This is a genomic window from Erythrobacter sp. JB1-4, from assembly GCF_057365025.1.
The window spans coordinates 1760734-1781013 of the sequence record NZ_CP200292.1; the positions used below are offsets into that span (position 1 = coordinate 1760734).

At 56.6% G+C, this 20280-nt stretch carries 15 protein-coding genes; 8 read left to right on the plus strand and 7 right to left on the minus strand.

Annotated features, from left to right (window positions below):
• The first annotated feature begins 144 nt into the window (after nucleotides 1–144).
• From AC0V61_RS08220 to AC0V61_RS08240, 5 genes are all read left to right on the plus strand, one after another.
• On the plus strand, nucleotides 145–825 hold the full coding sequence (locus tag AC0V61_RS08220) for a DUF4167 domain-containing protein (RefSeq protein ID WP_486156764.1): 681 nt from the start codon (nucleotides 145–147) through the stop codon (nucleotides 823–825).
• Nucleotides 826–856: 31 nt separating this feature from the next.
• The gene (lnt, locus tag AC0V61_RS08225) at nucleotides 857–2509 is read left to right on the plus strand and encodes an apolipoprotein N-acyltransferase (protein WP_486156765.1); all 1653 of its coding nucleotides are present in this window, start codon (nucleotides 857–859) and stop codon (nucleotides 2507–2509) included.
• A 93-nt stretch (nucleotides 2510–2602) separates the two neighbouring features.
• Nucleotides 2603–3850 (plus strand): methionine adenosyltransferase, encoded by a 1248-nt coding sequence (metK, locus tag AC0V61_RS08230; protein WP_486156766.1) that lies wholly within the window; start codon nucleotides 2603–2605, stop codon nucleotides 3848–3850.
• An 18-nt stretch (nucleotides 3851–3868) separates the two neighbouring features.
• Nucleotides 3869–5089 (plus strand): DUF418 domain-containing protein, encoded by a 1221-nt coding sequence (locus AC0V61_RS08235; RefSeq protein ID WP_486156767.1) that lies wholly within the window; start codon nucleotides 3869–3871, stop codon nucleotides 5087–5089.
• Between the two features lie 83 nt (nucleotides 5090–5172).
• Nucleotides 5173–6264, plus strand: coding sequence for a hypothetical protein (locus AC0V61_RS08240; protein WP_486156768.1), 1092 nt, complete (start codon nucleotides 5173–5175; stop codon nucleotides 6262–6264).
• Between the two features lie 7 nt (nucleotides 6265–6271).
• Here the strand turns inward: AC0V61_RS08240 and AC0V61_RS08245 are convergent, their stop codons facing one another.
• The 4 genes from AC0V61_RS08245 to AC0V61_RS08260 are packed head-to-tail and all read right to left on the minus strand — an operon-like array spanning nucleotide 6272 to nucleotide 9839.
• On the minus strand, nucleotides 6272–7423 hold the full coding sequence (locus tag AC0V61_RS08245; RefSeq protein WP_486156769.1) for a CaiB/BaiF CoA transferase family protein: 1152 nt from the start codon (nucleotides 7421–7423) through the stop codon (nucleotides 6272–6274).
• Between the two features lie 6 nt (nucleotides 7424–7429).
• Nucleotides 7430–8095 carry a 3-oxoacid CoA-transferase subunit B gene (locus AC0V61_RS08250; RefSeq protein ID WP_486156770.1) on the minus strand — a complete coding sequence of 222 codons (666 nt, stop codon included), beginning with the start codon at nucleotides 8093–8095 and terminating at the stop codon, nucleotides 7430–7432.
• 16 nt (nucleotides 8096–8111) lie between these two features.
• Nucleotides 8112–9116 (minus strand): hypothetical protein, encoded by a 1005-nt coding sequence (locus tag AC0V61_RS08255; RefSeq protein WP_486156771.1) that lies wholly within the window; start codon nucleotides 9114–9116, stop codon nucleotides 8112–8114.
• Complete coding sequence (locus tag AC0V61_RS08260) at nucleotides 9117–9839, minus strand: CoA transferase subunit A (RefSeq protein ID WP_486156772.1); 723 nt, start codon at nucleotides 9837–9839, stop codon at nucleotides 9117–9119.
• Nucleotides 9840–10453: 614 nt separating this feature from the next.
• On the opposite strand from AC0V61_RS08260, the gene AC0V61_RS08265 reads away from it, so the two are divergent.
• Nucleotides 10454–12775: a CDC48 family AAA ATPase gene (locus tag AC0V61_RS08265; RefSeq protein ID WP_486156773.1), complete on the plus strand. Its 2322-nt coding sequence runs from the start codon at nucleotides 10454–10456 to the stop codon at nucleotides 12773–12775.
• A gap of 4 nt (nucleotides 12776–12779) precedes the next feature.
• Here the strand turns inward: AC0V61_RS08265 and AC0V61_RS08270 are convergent, their stop codons facing one another.
• Both AC0V61_RS08270 and polA read right to left on the minus strand, forming a co-directional pair.
• Complete coding sequence (locus AC0V61_RS08270; protein ID WP_486156774.1) at nucleotides 12780–13010, minus strand: hypothetical protein; 231 nt, start codon at nucleotides 13008–13010, stop codon at nucleotides 12780–12782.
• Entirely contained in the window at nucleotides 13010–15862 is a 2853-nt protein-coding gene (gene polA / locus AC0V61_RS08275; RefSeq protein ID WP_486156775.1) for a DNA polymerase I, read from the minus strand. Before polA ends, AC0V61_RS08270 begins: the two co-directional genes overlap by 1 nt.
• Nucleotides 15863–16139: 277 nt before the next feature.
• On the opposite strand from polA, the gene AC0V61_RS08280 reads away from it, so the two are divergent.
• Nucleotides 16140–16463: a hypothetical protein gene (locus AC0V61_RS08280; RefSeq protein ID WP_486156776.1), complete on the plus strand. Its 324-nt coding sequence runs from the start codon at nucleotides 16140–16142 to the stop codon at nucleotides 16461–16463.
• Between the two features lie 89 nt (nucleotides 16464–16552).
• Here the strand turns inward: AC0V61_RS08280 and AC0V61_RS08285 are convergent, their stop codons facing one another.
• Nucleotides 16553–17629, minus strand: a complete 1077-nt coding sequence (locus AC0V61_RS08285) for a serine hydrolase (protein WP_486156777.1) — start codon at nucleotides 17627–17629, stop codon at nucleotides 16553–16555.
• Nucleotides 17630–17908: 279 nt separating this feature from the next.
• Here AC0V61_RS08285 and AC0V61_RS08290 point away from each other — a divergent pair, with 279 nt between their 5' ends.
• Nucleotides 17909–20263, plus strand: coding sequence for a DUF305 domain-containing protein (locus AC0V61_RS08290; RefSeq protein ID WP_486156778.1), 2355 nt, complete (start codon nucleotides 17909–17911; stop codon nucleotides 20261–20263).
• Nucleotides 20264–20280: the final 17 nt, after the last annotated feature.

The following is a 20280-nucleotide window of genomic DNA, read 5'->3' on the forward strand; positions in this document are numbered from 1 at the left end:
CGGCCTTGTGCGGGGGCAATCCCATAGGTCAGGCAAGCCAGGATTTGAGAGAGAGCCGCGTAAGCGGTGCGAGAGACGAAAGGTCTATTGGCCAATGGCGTTCGGGTTAGGTGATCGCCAAGGTCGTTAACTGGAAGATTTTCCTTGAACAACAATCGCAATAATCGTCGCCGCGGTCGCGGAAACCGCAACAACCAAGGCGGCAATAACCAGAACCGGATCGACAGCCGCGCGCGGGGAAATGCGCCCCAATTGCTCGATAAGTACAAAAAGCTTGCTCAAGATGCGCAGCACAATGGTGATCGGGTTCAGGCTGAATATTATCTCCAGTTTGCAGACCACTATTTCCGCGTGATCGCTGATAATAAGGCGCGTCAGGACGAGGCCCGCGCGAAACGCAATGAAGAGCGCGGCGGAAATAATGATGATGGTGATGACGAAGATGGCGATAGCCGTCGTCGGAACAATCGCCGTAGTCGTGGGCGCAGAGACGATCAACGCGACGATCAACGCGACGATCAGCGTGATGATCAACGCGACGATCAGCGGGCCGACGGCAACTCCCTTGACCAAGGTGAACAGGGCAGCGAAGGCGAGCCTGCTGGCGCGGATGAAGAGAACGCCAAGCCCAAACCCAAAAGGGCTTCGCGCACACGAAAGCCTAAGGCGGACGGTGGCGACGACGCTCCGAAAAAGCGCACTCGCCGCAAGAAAGCGGATGATGCTGGCGCAGATGACAGCGGGGCAGCTGAATTTGACTCCTCGGTCCTACCTCCATCGATCAGTGCATCATCTGATGACGATGATCTCGAAGCGGTTGGGTAATCAGCAACCCTTTGCATAAGGGGATGTTTGGATGAGCGACGCTTCGCTGGGTCCTGATAATGGGATGTGGGCTTCGGTTTGGGCGCGCATAACTGAGTTATCCCAAAAGTGGCCGGGGCTAACGTCTGGCCTTCTTGGTCTTATTGCAGCCCTTGGATACCCGCCGGTTCATGCGTGGTGGATTGCATTGCCAGCGCTCGCGCTATGGGTTGCGCATCTGCGCGCCGCTACCACCTGGCGCGGGGCATTGTGGATCGGTTGGACCTTCGGCTGGGCGCATTTGACGCTGGCTAACAATTGGATCGCGACCGCCTTTACTTATCAAAGCGATATGCCCGCTGCACTGGGCTGGGTGGCGGTGCCGCTCTTGTGCATTTACCTCGCGGTGTATCCTGCACTTGCTGCTTTATCGGCGCATTTGCTGGCGCGGCGAAGTGGAGTGCTGGCGTTTGGCGTGGTGCTCGCGAGCGCTTGGATTGTGACTGAGTGGCTAAGGAGCTGGGTGTTTACTGGCTATCCATGGCCTCCTTTGGGGCTCATGCTGCTTGGCGGATGGGACGTGCCGGGTCTGGCTCAACTTTTACCGTGGATGGGCACCTACGCGCTTTCCGGTTTTGCTATCCTCTTTGCATCAGGGCTGGTGCAGACCTTCCTTGGGGCGACTTACAAAGCGAGGGTTTTACCCGTTTCCTTGTTAGCAGCGTCGGGCCTAGTTATGGTTGCACCGGCGGTGGACCTCCGGAATCAGACCGACATCAACTACACCCTCGTCCAGCCTCTCATCCCGCAAGAGGAAATCAACGACGGCTCCAAATTCGAGGAGCAATTTCAACGGACCGCGCGCCTCACACAAAAAAACGCAGACCAATCGCGCCTTGTCTTGTGGCCTGAAAGCGCGGTGCCTGACTATCTCGAAGACGGCTATCCGCAGCGTTACTACACACGCATGACGGCTGGCGCTGACCCGGACTTTGCGCGCCGTCGTATCGGGATGGTGATCGGACCACAGTCCACGCTTCTCACAGGCGTCGTAAACCTCAACATTGGCCCTGGTACAGACGGCATCCCGCGCGCGCTCTCTGCCCGCAATTCGGTGATTGGAATGAACGGGGAAGGGGAGATCACCCACCACTATGCCAAGGAACACCTTGTTCCGTATGGTGAGTACCTTCCGATGGAAAACCTGCTGGGCGCAATCGGACTCTCGCGGCTCACCGCTGGCTCTATTCCCTATATCCCCGGCCCCGGCCCCGAGACACTCGACCTTGGCCAACATGGCAAAGCAGGGGTTCAAATCTGCTATGAGATCGTTTTTTCCGGCCAAGTCGTAGATCAAAACAATCGCCCCGATTACCTTTTTAACCCTTCCAATGATGGCTGGTTTGGCAGCTGGGGCCCGCCGCAGCATCTTGCGCAAGCTCGAATGCGCGCGATTGAGGAGGGATTGCCGGTTCTTCGCTCCACTACGACCGGGATCAGCGCCGTGATCGATGCGAGCGGCAATGTGGTGCAAGCCATCGCCAGTGGTGAGGCCGGTGCAATTGAAGGGCGTATCCCCGTTGCCAAACCGCCCACGTTATTCTCAAAGCTTGGCAATGCGCTCCCGCTCATGTGGGCTGCTTTACTCGCCGTATTAGGGCTTGGGCTACCAAGACTTCTTGCCTTGCGGACACCACGCAGCTAGGGCGTCAGGCGTTGGACATAAAGATTTCCTTATATCTGTATAAAGCGTCTGTGTGCGCTAACTGATCATAGGCTTTGGAGGCCCCTTTCTATCATGCGTAGCGATTACCTCTTCACTTCCGAAAGCGTTTCCGAAGGCCACCCCGATAAGGTCTCAGACCAGATTTCGGATGCGATTGTCGATCTGATGCTTGCAAAGGACCCCGAAGCGCGTGTCGCTTGTGAGACAATGACCACGACCCAGCGCGTGATCCTCTCAGGCGAAATCCGCTGCGCTCCGATGTATGATGAGGGCAATGAGGAATGGGCTGTCAATGGCGGCTGGGCTCCGGGTGCCAAAGAAGAAATTGAAAAGGCGGTTCGCGCGACCGTTCGCGACATTGGTTATGAACAAGATGGCTTTCACTGGAAGACGTTGACCTTTGAAAACCACCTCCACGGACAGTCTGCTCATATCGCGCAAGGCGTAGATGCAGGGGCAGAAGGCTCAAACAAAGACGAAGGCGCCGGTGACCAGGGCATCATGTTCGGCTTTGCTTGTGATGAAACGCCGGATTTGATGCCAGCGACGCTCGATTACAGCCACAAAATCCTCGAACAGCTCGCCAAGGATCGCCACTCGGGGGCAGCACCATTCCTTGAACCTGATGCCAAGAGCCAGGTCACGCTCAAATATGAGCACGGCAAACCTGTTGCGTGCACGGCAGTGGTGGTCAGCACGCAGCATGCGGAAGGCTATGACAAGGGCGGTAAGGAAACCGAACTTCATGAATATGTGAAAGGCGTCGTCGCAAGCGTGCTGCCTGACGGTTTCATCACCACGACAACGCAGTGGCACATCAACCCCACAGGCAGTTTTGTCATCGGTGGTCCTGATGGTGACGCAGGGCTCACAGGCCGCAAGATCATCGTCGACACCTATGGCGGTGCTGCTCCACACGGCGGCGGTGCTTTTAGCGGTAAAGACCCAACCAAGGTCGACCGCAGCGCTGCCTACATCACGCGCTATCTGGCGAAAAATGTTGTGGCGGCCGGTCTTGCGACCCGCTGCACGATCCAAATCGCCTATGCAATTGGTGTCTCGGTTCCGCTTTCGCTTTATGTCGATACACACGGCACAGCGGCAGATGGTGTGACCGATGCGAGCCTTGAAGAGGCGATCCACTCAATCGGCAAGCTTGGCGGTCTCACCCCGCGCGCGATCCGCACACATCTTGGCCTCAACAAGCCGATTTACCGCACCAGCGCTGCATACGGTCACTTTGGCCGTACCGCGGACGGGGATAAATTCCCATGGGAGCGCACGGATTTGGTCGAAGACTTGAAGGCAGCTCTCGCCTGATCTGTTAGGGCGCTTGCGATGCCTGCGCCCGCCCTTTCTGCACCCAATTTGCCCAAACACCGAATTATTCAGTTAGACGCTCTGCGCGGCCTAGCGGTCATCGGCATTGTCTGGATGAACGTCTATGCCTTCGCGCTTCCTGCGCAAGGTTATTACAATCCGACCGTTTGGGGACCCGGCCTTGGGGAAGGCTCAGCCCTTGACCGGCTGATTTGGGTCGTGAGTTTTGTCTTCATCGAGGACAAGTTCCGCACGCTCTTTGCCATGCTGTTTGGTGCAGGGTGCCTAATCCTGTTGGAGCGAACCGAGGACAAGCCATGGCGCGCGCACTATGCAAGGATGGCGGTGCTTTTTGTGATTGGCCTTGTGCATTCGGTGCTTTTCGCCAGCAATGATGTACTGCGATCATACGCATTGGCAGGATGCGCGCTTCCGCTGCTTAACGCTTTGAGTGCGCGCGCGCTCATCGCGATCTGTGTTGGACTTGTCGCTGTGCATGCTGGTGTTGGCATGGTCACTTTGGGAAGCGCGGTGCTTGATTTTTACGAAGGGCGACTGGGCAGCGATGCCACCTTGTTCGCCGTCCGCAATTTTGGCGCTGACCCTCCTGCTGTCCAATACATGCTAGACTTGGGGCGCGAAGAGTGGGGCGCGCGCATTTTGCGCAGGCTGGCTGGCTTTGCCTCGCAGCTCACCGTCATAAGCAGTTCCTTGCCGCTAAACCTTGCAGCGATGGTGCTTGGCATGGGGCTTTGGAAGAACCGTATGCTTGCAGGGGAATGGCGCGTGTTCCTCTTGCAGCGCATGGGCGCGATTTGTGCCTTGGTATCCGTGCCCGCTTTGCTGGCTCTTGCTTGGTGGGTTTCCGAAAACGACTTCCCTCCAAGCTTTGTGGGGCTATCGGGCCTGATCCTCTCAGCTCCCTTCGATACGCTCTTAGGCTTTGCATATGCTGCGGCAGCGATGGCTTTGTTTACCCAAAAAGGTGCTATCACGCAGCGGTTGGCGGCAGTGGGACGAATGTCGCTTACAAATTACCTTATGACTTCGGTTATCTTGGCTGCGATCTTTGCAAGCTGGGGGTTTGGTCTGTTTGCAGAGGTCTCAAGAGCTCAGGCGTTGGCATTAAGCTTTGTCCCGATAACCGCGATGCTTCTTTGGTCGCCGGGCTGGCTTGATCGGTTTGGGCAGGGACCTTTTGAACGCCTGTGGCGCACGGCTTCGCGATTGATGAGTTGAATAGTCGGCCTATGGTTTATTGCGACTAATCTTGATTTTTGTCCGTACACTGCGACAATATTCGCGAGATGATTTGGGGGTAAATGATGCGCTCGACAATTTTTGGTCTGGTGTCTTTTGTCAGCCTTTTGGCCACACCGATTTTGCCGCTTGCAGCACAAGCGCCGATTGAACTCGAAGTTGGTGCGCCATGGGTACATCCGCACAGCGGGATCGAAGTTCCCAGCGAGCTTGGCGGCCTTCCGCGTGCCCGTGCGACCGAGTTTGCAGGTGATTTTCTCAACATTGGCTTTTCATTCAATGACGGAAGCGGGGCAGAGGAAATCTCGCTCTACATTTATCGTCACACGAGCGGCGCTGTCCCCGTGTGGTTCCGGCAGGCGCAAACAGGGATCGAAATCAGAGATGTATACGCTAATCCAGAACTCGCTTTCGGAGTAGAGCAATATGGATGGCCGGGCGCGGGCGCATGGCAGGGTCTAAGAGCGATTTATGATACGCCGAACAGCTCTGCTTCGCTGAGCACAGCGGTGATTTTGTTTTCGGTCGATGGTTGGCTTGTCAAAATGCGTGTGTCCTCGTCCAGCAAGACCTCGCAAGAAATGAAAGCGTTTATAGACGCAGCGTTTGCCGACATAACTCCGCCAGAAACGCAGAACCCTCAATCCCCGGCGATTGCTGTTGTCGATTGCGACGAAAAACTAAGATTCAAACGCGCCAGAGACGTTAAGTCTGATGCTGGCTCCTCTATTTTGGGGTCGCTGTTTGGTGGATTGGTCGCAAACAAATTGCAAGAAGAAGGGGCAGAAGGCGAAACGGCTGTGCCAGCGCCGCCTGCGGTCTGGTGCCGTGATGATTCCATTGGCCCTGGGCAAGTGGCTTACCGTGCCAACGGATCGAGCGACTCTTATCTTCTTGCCATTAGCGATAGCGGTATCGGCGTTTCGGTTGGACAGGACACCTTGTCACAATTGCTTCAGTCAGATGATGAGGATGCCAAACCAAGCTATTCCATAACCCTCATTACAGAAAGGCAGCGGATCAGTTACGCGCCTCAAAACCGGCTGCCATCTTTGAAACGAGTTATGAAAGTCGTGAATGATGGTAAGGTTGTCGGGAGAGTTTCTACTTGGGGGAACGAGAATACAATCAACATCAACCCAGATGCCCTCTGATAAGCCGCTAGCCATCCTCTCCCAGCATTGGGGAGGGCCGATCAAGCGCCAATTCGGCATCAGAGAAAGTGAACGGGCTGCGCACACCGGGCAGCCCTCCAAGGTCGACGCGAAGACCGCGCGCTAGCACCTGTGGATCCTCGAACACCTCGTCCAGCTGGTTGATGGGGCCAGCTGGTACGCCTTTCTTGGCACAGGCCTCAAGCAGCTCCGCTTTGGTCCAGCTCTTTGTCGCCTTGGCAATCTCAGCGTCAAGCGCGCCTGCATTCTCGATCCTGCCGCTATTGCTGGCAAAGCGCTGGTCTAGTGACAGCTCCTCGCGCCCTAACAGCGTGGCCAACCGCGTGAACAACCGATCATTTGCAGGCGCAAGGATCACATGGCCATCGCTCACCGGGAACACGCCGTATGGCGCGACCTGGGCATGTGCATTGCCCATGCGCGGCGGGTTTTCGCCAGTGGTGAGGTGATAGGTTGCCTGATTGGCCAATAGGGCGACGGAGCAGTCGAGAAGAGCCATGTCGATATGCTGCCCGGCCCCGGTGCGAACACGCTGTAACAAAGCGGCCTGAACCGCGTTCGCTGCGTAAACGCCGGTGGTAAGATCGCTGATCGAAATGCCCATTTTGACCGGCACCCCTTCGGGCTCTCCGGTGATCGACATAAAGCCGCCCATGCCTTGGATAACAAAGTCATACCCCGCCTCATGAGCGCGCGGGCCTGTCTGCCCAAAACCGGTGATCGAGCAATATACAAGCTGCGGGTTAGCCGCGTTCAAGGTGGGATAGTCGAGGCCGAATTTGGCAAGTCCACCGGTTTTGAAATTCTCGATCACCACATCAGCGTCGCGCGCCAAGTCCGCGACGCGTGCTAGATCATCAGCTTTGCCGAAATCGGCCACCACGCTGCGTTTGCCGCGATTGCAGGCGTGGTAATAGGCCGCCTCACGCCGCACCTCGCCATCAGGCCCTTCGCGTTCTACCCATGGCGGGCCCCATTGGCGGGTGCCGTCGCCCTCCGGGCTTTCAATCTTGATCACATCTGCGCCAAGGTCTGCAAGGATCTGACCTGCCCATGGCCCTGCCAGCACCCGTGCAAGTTCGAGCACCTTAAGCCCGGCGAGCGGCGCGTTGGGATTTCGAGGGCTATCAAGCCACATGATTGTCTATGCCGGCTCCAAATCCACCTCGTAAGAGGCTGTGGTGTTGGCTGCGATATCGTCTTGTGTCACGCCTGGTGCGAGCTCAATCAGTCGGAAAGCGTCGCCTTTGGTCGGGCGGTGGAAGACGCCCAAATTGGTAATGATCATGTCCACCACATTTGCACCTGTTAAAGGTAGCGTGCACTCCGGTATAAACTTGGGGCTCGCGTCTTTGGCGGTGTGATCCATCACCACGATGATCTTTTTGACACCAGCGACCAAGTCCATTGCGCCGCCCATGCCCTTGATCATTTTGCCCGGGATCATCCAGTTAGCGATATCGCCATTGGCAGCGACTTCCATCGCACCAAGGACGGTGAGGTCAATATGTCCTCCACGGATCATGGAAAAGCTGGTGGCGCTGTCGAAATAGGCGCTGTGAGGAAGCTCGCTAATGGTCTGTTTGCCCGCGTTGATAAGGTCTGCGTCAACCTCGTCTTCGAATGGGAAGGGGCCAATACCAAGCATGCCGTTCTCGCTTTGAAGCGTGACCATCATTCCATCGGGAATATGGTTTGCGACCAAGGTCGGGATGCCAATACCCAGATTGACGTAATAGCCATCTTGCAGCTCTTTAGCTGCGCGCGCTGCCATTTGATCTCTGGTCCAGCCTTTGGGCTTATCACTCATGAAACGGGTCTTTCTACTAAAGCAGAGGTTGCGGGATGAGAAACCAACCATCGCCAATCAATGGCTCAAGCGACTTCGCATCCGCAGGATTTTTGAGATAATCGTAAAGCTCATCAAAATCAGAGCGCGTATCGCCAGCAATCGCGACCAGGCAACTGATCTGTGAGAGCTCTTCGCGAAGGGTCTGTTTGCGATCATCGGGGCTGCGGATGAGCATCACGCGGTCTTCATTCGCCAGATCAAGCCCGCTGTAAGTCAGCGCCCGCTTGATCGCGTCAAGTTTGTCGATCCCGTTGCCGGAAATCCAAGCGACCGAAACGCCGCTTTCACGAAGTCGCGCAAGACCGCGCGCAAGACCCGATGGCGGGCGAGAAGCTATTGTTGAATCGAAAAGGCCGTTCTCGGGGTCAAGATCGATCAAAATGGTGGGAGACACGCCCGCACACTCAGCCTTCACAGGCTCAAGCGCGACCCGGTCTTTTAGCATAGCAGAGTAAGGCACTTCCTCCGATGCGATCTGGCGAGAATTGGCATAAGACAGCAATTGATTGATCCCCGCTGGACCAAGCGGCTCCCTCGCGGATGGAACCGGCGTGGGAAGCGGTCTTACAGCGCTTGTTGTTGGAGTGGCCACCGCGGAAGGGACCACAGCCACCGCTTCAGATGTGGGTGGAACTGTTGCTGATGAAATTGGTGCTGATGAAATTGGCGCGGGGCGGGGCTCTGCAAATGCAGCGTTGAAATCAGCGCTTGTTTGAGTTGCCGGAGGCGCGGCGGTCATGGGCTCGTTCTCGACTGGAGCGAGGTCTGAATTCAATTCTTGCTGGTCAGCGCTCGGCTCGGCATTATCCGCATCGGCGTCACCGCTGCTTGGCGTGCTTTCTCGGCCAGATACAGCACGCTCTCCAATAAGTCCGCCTGCAGCCAAAGGGAATGCAGCCGCCACGCAGCCTTGCAATGAAACGGCGGCCACCGCGCAAAGGGTAAGCGTACCCGCTTTCCTCAAATTCGTATCATTCATTTATGCATTCTCCCGCTCTCGTACGGTGCGGAACTCGATTTTTTTGTCGTAAGGGCTGCCCAAGACCAATCGATTGACGAAGACACCGGGAAGATGGATTTCATCCGCCTCTAATGCACCTGCAGGGACAATTTCTTCAACCTCAGCGATGCAAACCTTGCCGCACGTGGCGGCAGGTTGATTGAAATTGCGCGCTGTCTTGCGGAAAATAAGATTGCCCGTCTCATCAGCTTTCCATGCCTTGACGATGGAAAGGTCAGCGAAGATCCCTTGTTCAAGGATATAGGTCGACATTACGCCGTCTTGATCGGCAAAATCCTTGTGCTCTTTGCCCTCGGCAACCTGCGTTCCAACACCGGTTTTGGTGTAGAAGCCCGGGATCCCCGCACCGCCTGCGCGCATTCGCTCAGCCAGTGTGCCTTGCGGACAAAATTCCACCTCAAGCTCACCTGACAGGAATTGGCGCTCAAATTCCTTATTCTCGCCGACGTAAGAAGAGATCATCTTCTTCACCTGACGAGTGCGAAGCAATTTGCCGATACCCTCATTGTCAATGCCGGCATTGTTGCTGGCAAAGGTGAGCCCGGTCGCGCCGCTTTCTTGGATTGCATCAAGAAGCCGCTCGGGAATACCGCAAAGACCAAACCCGCCAGCTGCAATGAGAAGATCGTTTGCGATTATGCCTTCAAGTGCGGACTGAGCAGTTTCGAAGATTTTTGACATAGGAAAGGGCGATCCGTCTGTTTCGTGCCCGAGCGCCCCTCCCGCTTTGTTGCTCCGCAGGTGCGGTTAAGAGCAGGAATGGGTCTCGAAAAATTTAGCGCAGGCGATTGATTAGTCGCAACCAGCAGCGATGTCACGATTTAGTGAAATGACGCAAAAACATGTCTGCAAACCGCCAATTAGATCCAAAATGCCCAAAATATAGGCAAATGCGCACATATTGGACAATCTAATTTGCGTATAATGGGACTGGATTGTTCGGTTCCCGAGATTTAGATGTATTTTATGCAACAAAAAATGCGGCTTTCGCACTTGCACAAAAAGCCTCTCAGCGGCAAAACCCTCTCATGCCTTTCAGGCATCCTCTCCCAAACTTTTAAGCCCGGCCTTTGTGCCGGGCTTTTTTTGTGCCGTCCTGCGTTCGAGTCGGGCTTTTTCAGGTTCTGCCTCCTTGGCCCACGCTTGCCGCCTATTGCAGTGGCCGCTTACGGCTAACTGCCTAAGTCCTTCCGAAAACTGTGGTTTGCAATCGCGTGTAGTGCTCCCTAGCTACTCCAATGCATCGCGCTCCAGCCGGGCGCACGTGAATTTTGCAACGCCAAGGGACCAACTGCATGGCAGACGCCGACACAGCCTCCACCTCCAGCCGTAAGGTGCGACTTCAGGTCGCGTCTGCACGCTCAGAAGAATCGGGACAAGGCATTGCAAGAATGCCGCGAACCGCTTTTCAAAAGCTCGGCATCACCGAAGGCGATGTTGTCGAAGTCATCGGCAAGCGTTCAACGGCAGCGATCGCTTTGCCTGCTTACCAAGAAGACGAGACGCTGGATGTTATCCGCCTTGATGGTCTCCAGCGAGGTAATGCCGAAGTGGGATCGGGTGAGCATGTAGATATAAAGGTGGCGCAATCGCGCCCTGCAACACGCGTTGTTTTTGCGCCAGCCCAGCGCGATATGCGGCTTCAAGGGCCGACACAGGCATTAAAGCGCAATTTCTTCCGCAAGCCGCTTGTCGCTGGAGACTTGGTCGCAACCACGGGCCAGCAGCCGGTGCAAAACATGCCCTCTGACGTGCGTCAAATGCTGCGCGCACCCGCCTATGCACTCACCCAAATTCGGCTCTCTGTTCATACGACAAACCCTAAGGGCATTGTCCATATCGACGAGAACACCGAAGTTGAGCTTCGCACTGAGTTTGAAGAGCCGCGCGATGCAAGGGGCGCGGTAAACTATGATGATGTGGGCGGGATGGAAGACACCATCCAGGCGCTGCGCGAAATGGTGGAACTGCCGCTTCGCTATCCTGAGCTGTTTACCCGGCTTGGCGTTGATCCGCCCAAAGGCGTGCTTCTTCATGGTCCTCCAGGGACTGGCAAGACCCGTCTTGCACAGGCGGTCGCGAATGAAAGCGACGCTGAGTTTTTCATCATCAATGGGCCCGAAATCATGGGGTCGGGCTATGGTGAGAGTGAAAAGCGCCTTCGTGAGGTCTTCGAAGAGGCTGCTCGCGCGGCACCTGCGATCATATTCATAGATGAGATCGATTCAATTGCGCCCAAACGCACCCAAGTGCCGGGCGAAGCTGAGAAGCGCTTGGTTGCCCAGATGCTCACCTTGATGGATGGGCTCGAAGCGCGCGCCAATATTGTGGTGATTGCGGCAACCAATCGCCCTGATGCTATTGATGAAGCATTGCGCCGTCCGGGCCGTTTTGACCGCGAGATTGTGGTCGGCGTGCCTGATCAGAGCGGTCGCCGCGAAATTTTGGCGATCCACGCCCGGGGTATGCCACTAGAAGAGGGCGTTGACCTCAACGAATTGGCCCGCATGACCCACGGGTTTGTCGGTGCTGACTTGGCAGCGCTTGCGCGCGAGGCCGCGATTGATGCCGTGCGGCGGATCATGCCCAAGCTCGACCTTGATGCGCGCGAAATTCCGCCGGAAGTGCTTGAGGAACTGTGTGTCACCCGCGCCGATTTCCAAGGGGCGCTCAAGCGCATTCAACCCTCCGCCATGCGCGAGGTTATGGTGCAGATGCCCAATGTGGGCTGGGACGATATTGGCGGGGTTGGCGATGCAATCGACAAGCTCAAAGAAGGCATCGAATTGCCTCTGAAGAACGCCGAAGGTTTCCGCAGGCTTGGCATTCGCGCGGCCAAAGGCTTCCTTCTTTATGGCCCGCCAGGAACGGGCAAGACCCTGCTTGCAAAGGCGGTGGCCAAAGAGGCTGATGCCAATTTCATATCGATGAAATCGTCTGACCTTTTGAGCAAATGGTACGGCGAAAGCGAACAACAGATCGCCAAACTCTTCGCCCGCGCCAGAGCCGTTGCGCCTTGCGTGGTATTTATCGACGAAATCGACAGTCTTGCACCTGCGCGCGGGTCAGGACAGGGCGAACCACAGGTCACCGGGCGGGTCGTTAACACGATCCTTGCCGAAATGGACGGGCTTGAAGAGCTGCAATCGGTGATCGTTATCGGTGCCACCAACCGTCCGACTTTGATGGACCCTGCATTGCTTCGTCCGGGCCGCTTTGATGAGCTTGTTTATGTGGGCACACCAGACCTTGAAGGGCGGCGTCATATCCTTGGTATCCACACTGAGAATATGCCGCTTTCCAGCAATGTTGACCTCGACGAGGTCGCAGCCAAGACGGACCGCTTTACCGGAGCAGATCTTGAAGATGTGGTCCGCCGAGCGGGCTTAGGCGCTCTTCGCCGAATGGGCGGCGATGTTCCTGCGGTCGAAATGCAGGACTTCGACGACGCGCTGGAGGACAGCCGTGCAACGGTGACGCCGCGAATGGAGGCTGAATATCGGGCCATGCGTGGTGAGCTTAAGAAGCGCGCGGTCGAGGCCAATCCGATCGGTTTCTTTGCGCCTGAGCATCTGCACAAGCATAAAGAGACGAGCGACGAAAAGGGCGCTGACTAGGAAACTAGTCTCGCCGCGCAGCGAACCAGCAGATTGCGCCGATAACGGTCAATGCGACGGCAAGAAGCCCGTAAATTGTGGCGGATTGCTCGTGCAGGACGACCGCGCTTTCCGCGTCGAAATGCCGACCTTGCTCATTGTAAGGCAGCGCGCGCCGAGTGTTCCAAATCCAAGCGCACGCTCCACCACCAAGGAGCAGCAGCAGGGCCGCCACCGTTCGCGCAGGCAGCATCATCAATGCGCAGCGTCCCAGCTTGGTCCCGTGCCGATATCTATGGCTAGCGGCACGTCGAGCGTGACGGCGGGAAGGGCGGCTTCCGCCATCACGCGCTCGATAATCGGAGAGGCAGCGGCGACGTCACCTTCGGGCAGCTCAAACACCAATTCATCGTGCACTTGCAGGAGCATGCGGACATCGTTGAGGCCCGCTTCTCGAAGCGCGGGCAGCATGCGGATCATGGCCCGTTTGATGATATCGGCGCTGGTTCCTTGGATGGGCGCGTTGATGGCTGCGCGCTCAGATCCCTGACGCTCCGCCTGGTTCTTGGATTTGATCCGGGGGAACCATGTCTTGCGGCCAAAGAGTGTCTCGGAATAGCCGCGTTCACCAACGCTGGTGAGCGTTTCAGAGATATAGCGCTGGATGCCGGGGAAGCGTTGGAAATAGGTATCGATCATCGCCTGCGCTTCGTCCGGTTCGACTTCGAGACGGCCCGCAAGGCCCCAGCGCGAAATGCCATAAAGGATCGCGAAGTTGATCGTCTTGGCCTGTGCGCGGGTGTCGCGAGTGACTTCGCCAAACATCTCGGTCGCAGTGCGTGAGTGGATGTCCTCGCCTTGTGCAAATGCGTCCTTGAGAGTCTCAACATCGGCCATATGCGCCGCCAAACGCAGCTCAATCTGCGAGTAGTCCGCCGCGAGTAGCACATTGCCGGGTTCCGGCACAAAAGCCTCGCGGATTTGCCGCCCGATGGGTGTGCGGATCGGAATGTTCTGCAAATTGGGGTCGGTTGAGGACAGTCGCCCGGTCTGTGCGCCCACTAGGCTGTAGCTCGTGTGCACCCGGCCCGTATCGGGGTTGATCTGAGATTGCAGCGCGTCGGTGTAGGTCGATTTGAGCTTCGACAAATGCCGCCACTCAAGAACCTTCTTGGTGATCGCCGCCGCCTCCGGGTCAGCGCTCAGTTTTTCAAGCGTCGCCTGGTCGGTTGAGTAGGCCCCACTCTTGCCCTTCTTACCGCCTTTGAGCCCCATTTTACCAAACAGGATTTCGCCCAATTGCTTGGGGCTGCCGACTGAAAACTCTTCACCCGCCGCCTCGTGGATGGCTTTCTCAAGGCTCGCGGTTTCGGTTGCGAATTCCTCTGAGAGTTTGGCAAGCCGTGCGCGGTCCACTTTGATCCCTTCGCGTTCCATTCCCGCGACCACAGGGATAAGCGGACGGTCGACCCGCTCATAGACACTCGTGCCACCCTCTTCGGAAAGGCGTGGTTTGAGCATGCGATAAAGGCGCAAGGTCACATCGGCATCTTCGGCGGCGTATTCGGTCGCTCGGTCCAAAGGCACCTCTCCGAAGGGGATTGCTTTCTTACCGGTTCCGCAAACTTCTTTGAACGAAAGCGGTGTGTGGCCAAGGTGGCGCTCGGAAAGCTCGTCCATCCCGTGTCCGCCGCCCATGCCTTCACCGCGTCCGGCATCAAGGTCGAAGCTCATCACCATGGTGTCCTCGATCGGCGAAACGGAGATGCCGGAACGCTCGAGCACGTTGAGGTCATACTTGCCGTTCTGGAAGACTTTGAGAACGGACGTCTCTTCAAGCATGGGTTTCAGCGCTGCGATGGCGTCATCCATCGCGACCTGATCCGGCTTTTCGTCGAACATATCGCTGCCACCATGTGCGAGCGGGATATAGCACGCATCATTGGGGCCAAGAGCAAGGCTTACGCCCACAAGATCGGCTTGCATCGCATCGAGCGAAGAGGTCTCGGTGTCCACCGCGACGAGCCGCGCGGCGGTGGCTCTGGCGACCCATTCTTGCAGCCGCTCAAGGGTTTGCACGGTCTCATATGCGCTGCGGTCGACCGCCGGCATTTCGGGAAGCGGCTGGCGATTGCCGAGCGCTGTCCCTGCATCGCCGCCCTTCTGAGCTTTTGCGGGATTGAGATTATTCGCGCGTTCGGGCGAACCGGTCCCTGCGCCAAGCCGCTTGAGAAGCGAGCTAAAGCCGTGGGTCTGCAAGAAATCCTCAAGCGGTTCCTCGGGGATTTTGGTCAGCGCCATATCTTCAATCGGTATGGGCAGGTCGCAGTCTTCTTTGAGCGTCACGAGCACCCGCGAGAGTTCCGCAGCCTCGCGGCCTTCCAGTAGGCGCTCTTTCAATTTCGATTTCTTCATGTCGGGCGCTTGATCGAGCGCAGCGGTGAGTGATCCGTGTTCTGCAATCAGCTTAGAAGCCGTCTTGGGCCCGACGCCATAGATGCCAGGCACGTTGTCGACGCTGTCCCCCATCAGCGCCAAGACGTCTCCGACCAGATCCGGTGTGACGCCAAACTTCTCGTGGACCTCATCAAGATAGATGCGCTGCGACTTCATAGTGTCGAGCATATCCACGCGCGCACCGTCCTGCTCGCCGACCAATTGCATGAGGTCCTTGTCAGAAGAGACAATTGTGACGTTCCACCCTTTGCGCTGTGCCTCGCGGGCATAGGAGGCAATGAGATCGTCCGCCTCAAGCCCTTGTTCCTCAATACAAGGGAGGCTGAAGGCGCGGGTGGCATCGCGGATCAATGGGAATTGCGGACGCAAATCTTCGGGCGGGGGAGGGCGATTGGCTTTGTATTCGGGATAGATATCATTGCGGAAACTCTTGGAATCCTTGTCCAAGATTACCGCAAGGTGCGTCGGACCATCCGCTGCATCCAGATCATCAGCCAACTTCCACAGCATTGTCGTATAGCCATATACTGCCCCCACCGGCGTGCCCTCAGGGTTCGTGAGCGGAGGCAGGCGGTGATAGGCGCGGAAAATATAGGCCGACCCATCGACGAGATAGAGATGCTGCTGCTTGGCGGATTGATTGTCTGACATAAGAGACGTGCTAGCACTGCCTCGTCCCGCGTGTAAGACGAATTGCAGCGTTAGCCCCAATGCAAAATAGGACCGGCAATCCTGCAAAAACGCGCACAGGAGCACCGGTGAATTGTGGCGAGAAAAAGGCAAAAAAGAGGCGTGTTGCCACATTTTACTTGTGTGGCCACATTTCGGCCACTATTTATGAATTCGAGCGGGACACAATTTGTCTGGCTTTGGCGCGTTCTCCGAGGAGGGGAGTGCGTGTTCAATTCGCTGAATGAGGAATTTTATTATGCGTAAGATCGTTCTTGCCGCTGCTGTAGCAACTTCTGCTCTTGGCCTTGCTGCTTGCGGTGAAACCGCTGACGCCGTTGCTGACACTGGCGATGCGATGGCTGCTGACGCTTCTGCAATCGCTGAAGACGCGACTGCTGCTGCTGGCGACGCTGTTGACGCGACCACCGAAGCTGCTGGCGACGCTGCCGACGCAACTTCTGAAGCTGCTGGCGACGCTGCTGACGCGACTTCTGAAGCCGCTAGCGACGCTGCTGATGGCGTTAAAGAAGCTGCTGAAGATGCAGCTGCTAAAGCAGAAGCTATGGTTGAAGGCGAGTAATTCGCTCTCAATCGGCTTTAGCTGATTAAAGAAAAGGCGGCGTCCGATACCGGACGCCGCCTTTTTCTTTTGTGTATTGGCGCGTAGGCTTAACCACCGCCACCCATGCGCGGTGCGCTGACCCAATTGCGGTCCTCGCGCGCGCGAACATTGAAACCATCGTACAGCGCGCGGGCAATGCTTGCGATCCGCGCTTCGCGTGCACGGCGTGTGCCTTGACCCGTCACATAAATGGCAACTGCAACAGCGCGGCCATCTGGGCTTTCGATGATCCCTACATCAGACGAGGTGTTGTTAAGCGATCCGGTCTTGTGGCTCACCTTTGCCTCGCCCGGCATATTGGCGACAATGCGCCGCTTACCGGTCACCGTGCGGCTCATTGCACCAAGCAGGACGCGGCGGCTTTCATCGGACAGATATTCGCCGCGATAAAGACCTGCCAGAAGGCGCACCATCGCTTTGGGTGTTGCTGAATCGCGCGGGTCAATCCAGGTCGCGGGATCATACTCACCATCGTCTCGAACCAAAGTCGCGATGTCACGATCGATGGAAAAGTCCGAAATGCCCTGACGGCGCATCCAATCGTTGACCGCGGGCGGGCCGCCCACCGCTTTGAGCAATGCGTCCGTTGCAGGATTGCTTGAGCGGGTGATCATGATCTCGATCAAATCAATAGCCGCCATGGAATTGCCATTGCGCACGGGCGCTGCAGCGGAAGAGAACTTTCTTGAGCGTACCGGGATAAGCAGGGGAAATTCGGTTGTCAGAGTATAGCGACCTTGCTCAACCAGCTCGAGATATTTGGCTGCGACCGCGATCTTGCTGGTTGAAGCCATGGGGAACAATTGGTCGCCCAGCACCATGATCTGTTCGCCGGTTGCAAGGTCCCATGCCGCAACGCCAATGCGACCATTGCTGCCATCGGCAAGCTCGGCAATGCGTTGTTCGAAGGAAGACGAGTAGATCGCCTCAAACGTCGAAGGAGATCGCTGGTCAGTGCCAAAAGCGTTGTCAAAAGAGGATTGCAGCGCGTTGGCCCCACCGCTCGCCTCGCTGCTGGCTCTATCGGTGGATTGCGCAAATGCAGGTGCGACGCTTGCAGCCGTTAATAGTGCGAACGGGGCAAGAATACGGGTCGTTATTGAGAACAGGGTTCGAATTGCCATCCGTGAACAATACTCCGGACAAGGTTAGCGCTGGCTTAAGCGCAAACTCTAGGGTTTTACGATTCGCCGCGACAAGCTCTCGCCTCGTCTCATGCGGTGAATGGTGCAGGGCACGGGACCGATTCGAGATTGTCTCAAACAAGCGTGCACTAATTATAATGCGAGGGGCCCTTCGATTGTTCCCTTGTTGCGTATCTATCCGTCGTTTCCGACCCGGTCTTGACTGATGCGGCCAATCGGGCAGGAGTATGCGCAAACAATTTCACCATGAGGAAATGTATGACAATCCAACGCACATTCGCTCGCGGCTCGCGCTGCTTTGTTACTGGGCTTCTGCTTACCGGCTCAAGCCTCGCGATGGCACAAACTGCACCTATTCTTCTTCCCGGCGCCCCGGGAGAAGCGAGCAAAACGTTGAGCGCAAGTGAAGCAAGCGAAATTGCAAAGTCTAGCTACACCGAGGCCGACGTTCGTTTCATGCAAGGCATGATCGTCCACCATCAGCAAGCGGTCGAAATGTCCGAGCTGGTCGAGGCGCGCACTAACAATGAAGACGTTGTAACGATCGCGGGTCGCATTCTGTCGAGCCAGGCAGACGAGATCACATTTATGAATGAATGGCTTTCGGATCGCGGTGAAAAGGCCGTGATGGCCGGCATGGATCACAGCAATATGGATCATAGCGGCATGGATCATTCCGGCCACATGATGGGCCATTCCATGGACCACTCGCAAATGGCCGGCATGGCGAGCGCTGAGGACATGGCTAAGCTTGCGACCCTTGAGGGGACAGAGTTTGACCGCCTTTTCCTGACACTCATGATCGCTCACCATGAGGGCGCGATCACAATGGTCGACGATTTGCTCGACCAACCGGGAAGCGCCTCTGATCAAGTGCTTTTCCAGTTCGTCGGTGACATTGAGAACGATCAGCAATCTGAAATTGACCAGATGGATGTGATGCTCGCGGGACTTTCAACCGATCCGCGCGTCAATCTGGCAGTCGGCTTTGATGATGCGGGCGAAGCAATCATGAACCTTCGCAAAGTTGTCTCCCTGCCAAAACCAGCTGGCTTCTTTGACCCGGATAACCCGGCTGACCTTCGCGCAGAAAAGATTAAGGCTGAAAAGGATGAGGCCGCTGAAGAGGAAGGCGACCTCACACCAACGGAACAAGCCGTCGAAGACGCTCGCAAAGCGCTCGCCGATGCAGAAGCGGCAGCCGCTGCTGAACGCGGTGATGAAGAGGATGGTGAAAGCCTGACGCAATTCGCCGAGCGTTCTCCGCTCCTCGACTTTGCTAACACAGATATGGCGTTTTTCGACGACATCATGGTGGCGGGCAATTATCACGGCTTCAACATCTACAAGCTGGTCGATGACGGCGTGCCAGAGCTTATGTCCTCTGTTGTGTGCCCCGGCGGCCAAGGCGATGTGTCGGTCTACGAGAACCTCCTGATCATGAGTGTTGAGCAAACCCGTGGCCGCGTTGATTGCGGGCTGCAGGGTGTTGAAGGTGATGTGAGCGAAGAGCGTTTCCGCGGGCTGCGCATTTTTGATATCTCCGACCTCACCGCTGTGCGCCAAGTGGGTCAAGTTCAAACCTGCCGTGGCAGTCACACCCACTCAATTGTCAGCGCCGATGATGAAAAGCTCATCGTCTACAACTCCGGCACGTCGCGCGTGCGTAAACAAGAAGAGCTTGAGCGCTGTATCGACAACCGTTCAGACAGTCGTACCGCACTGTTCAGCATCGACGTAATCGAAATCCCGCGCGCTGATCCTTCAAAATCGCGCATCACCAGTTCCCCTCGCGTGTTCGCCGACAATGAAACAGGTGAGATCGCAGGTCTTTGGAAAGGCGGCGTCTCAGAAGACGGCGCTCAGGAAACGCGCCAGACCAATCAGTGCCACGACATCACCGTGTTCCCGGCTCTGAAAATCGCAGCCGGCGCGTGCTCGGGCAACGGGATCATCATGGATATCTCCGATCCCTATAATCCTGTGCGTACCGACAGCGTGTTCGACAAAGGCTTTGCCTATTGGCACTCAGCCACCTTCAACAATGACGGCACCAAAGTGATCTTCACCGATGAGTGGGGCGGCGGTGGTCGTCCGCGTTGTAAGGCATCAGACCCAATGACATGGGGCGCGAATGCGATTTACGACATCGTCGATGGCAAGCTTGAATTCCGCAGCCACTACAAGATGCCTGGCCCGCAAACCGAGCATGAAAACTGCGTTGCCCACAATGGCTCGATTATTCCGGTCCCTGGCCGCGATATCTTTGTGCAGTCTTGGTATCAGGGCGGCATTAGCGTGATGGACTTCACCGATAGCGCCAACCCGCAAGAGATCGCGTTCTTCGATCGCGGCCCGATTGATGACGAACAGCTCGTCGTTGGGGGTTTCTGGTCAAGCTATTGGTACAATGGCCGCATCTACGGCACAGAAATCACACGCGGCGTTGATGTGTTTGCGCTTGAGGCGTCAGAATACCTGACCGCTGAGGAAGTCGCGGCCGCTGAAGCAGCGTCTTACGCCAACACCCGCTTTAACCCGCAGACCCAAACCCAGGTCACTTGGGATGAGGATGTGATTGAGGCAGCAGCCAACAGCCGCAAAGGCGGCTAAGGCATCTTGCAAGAGAC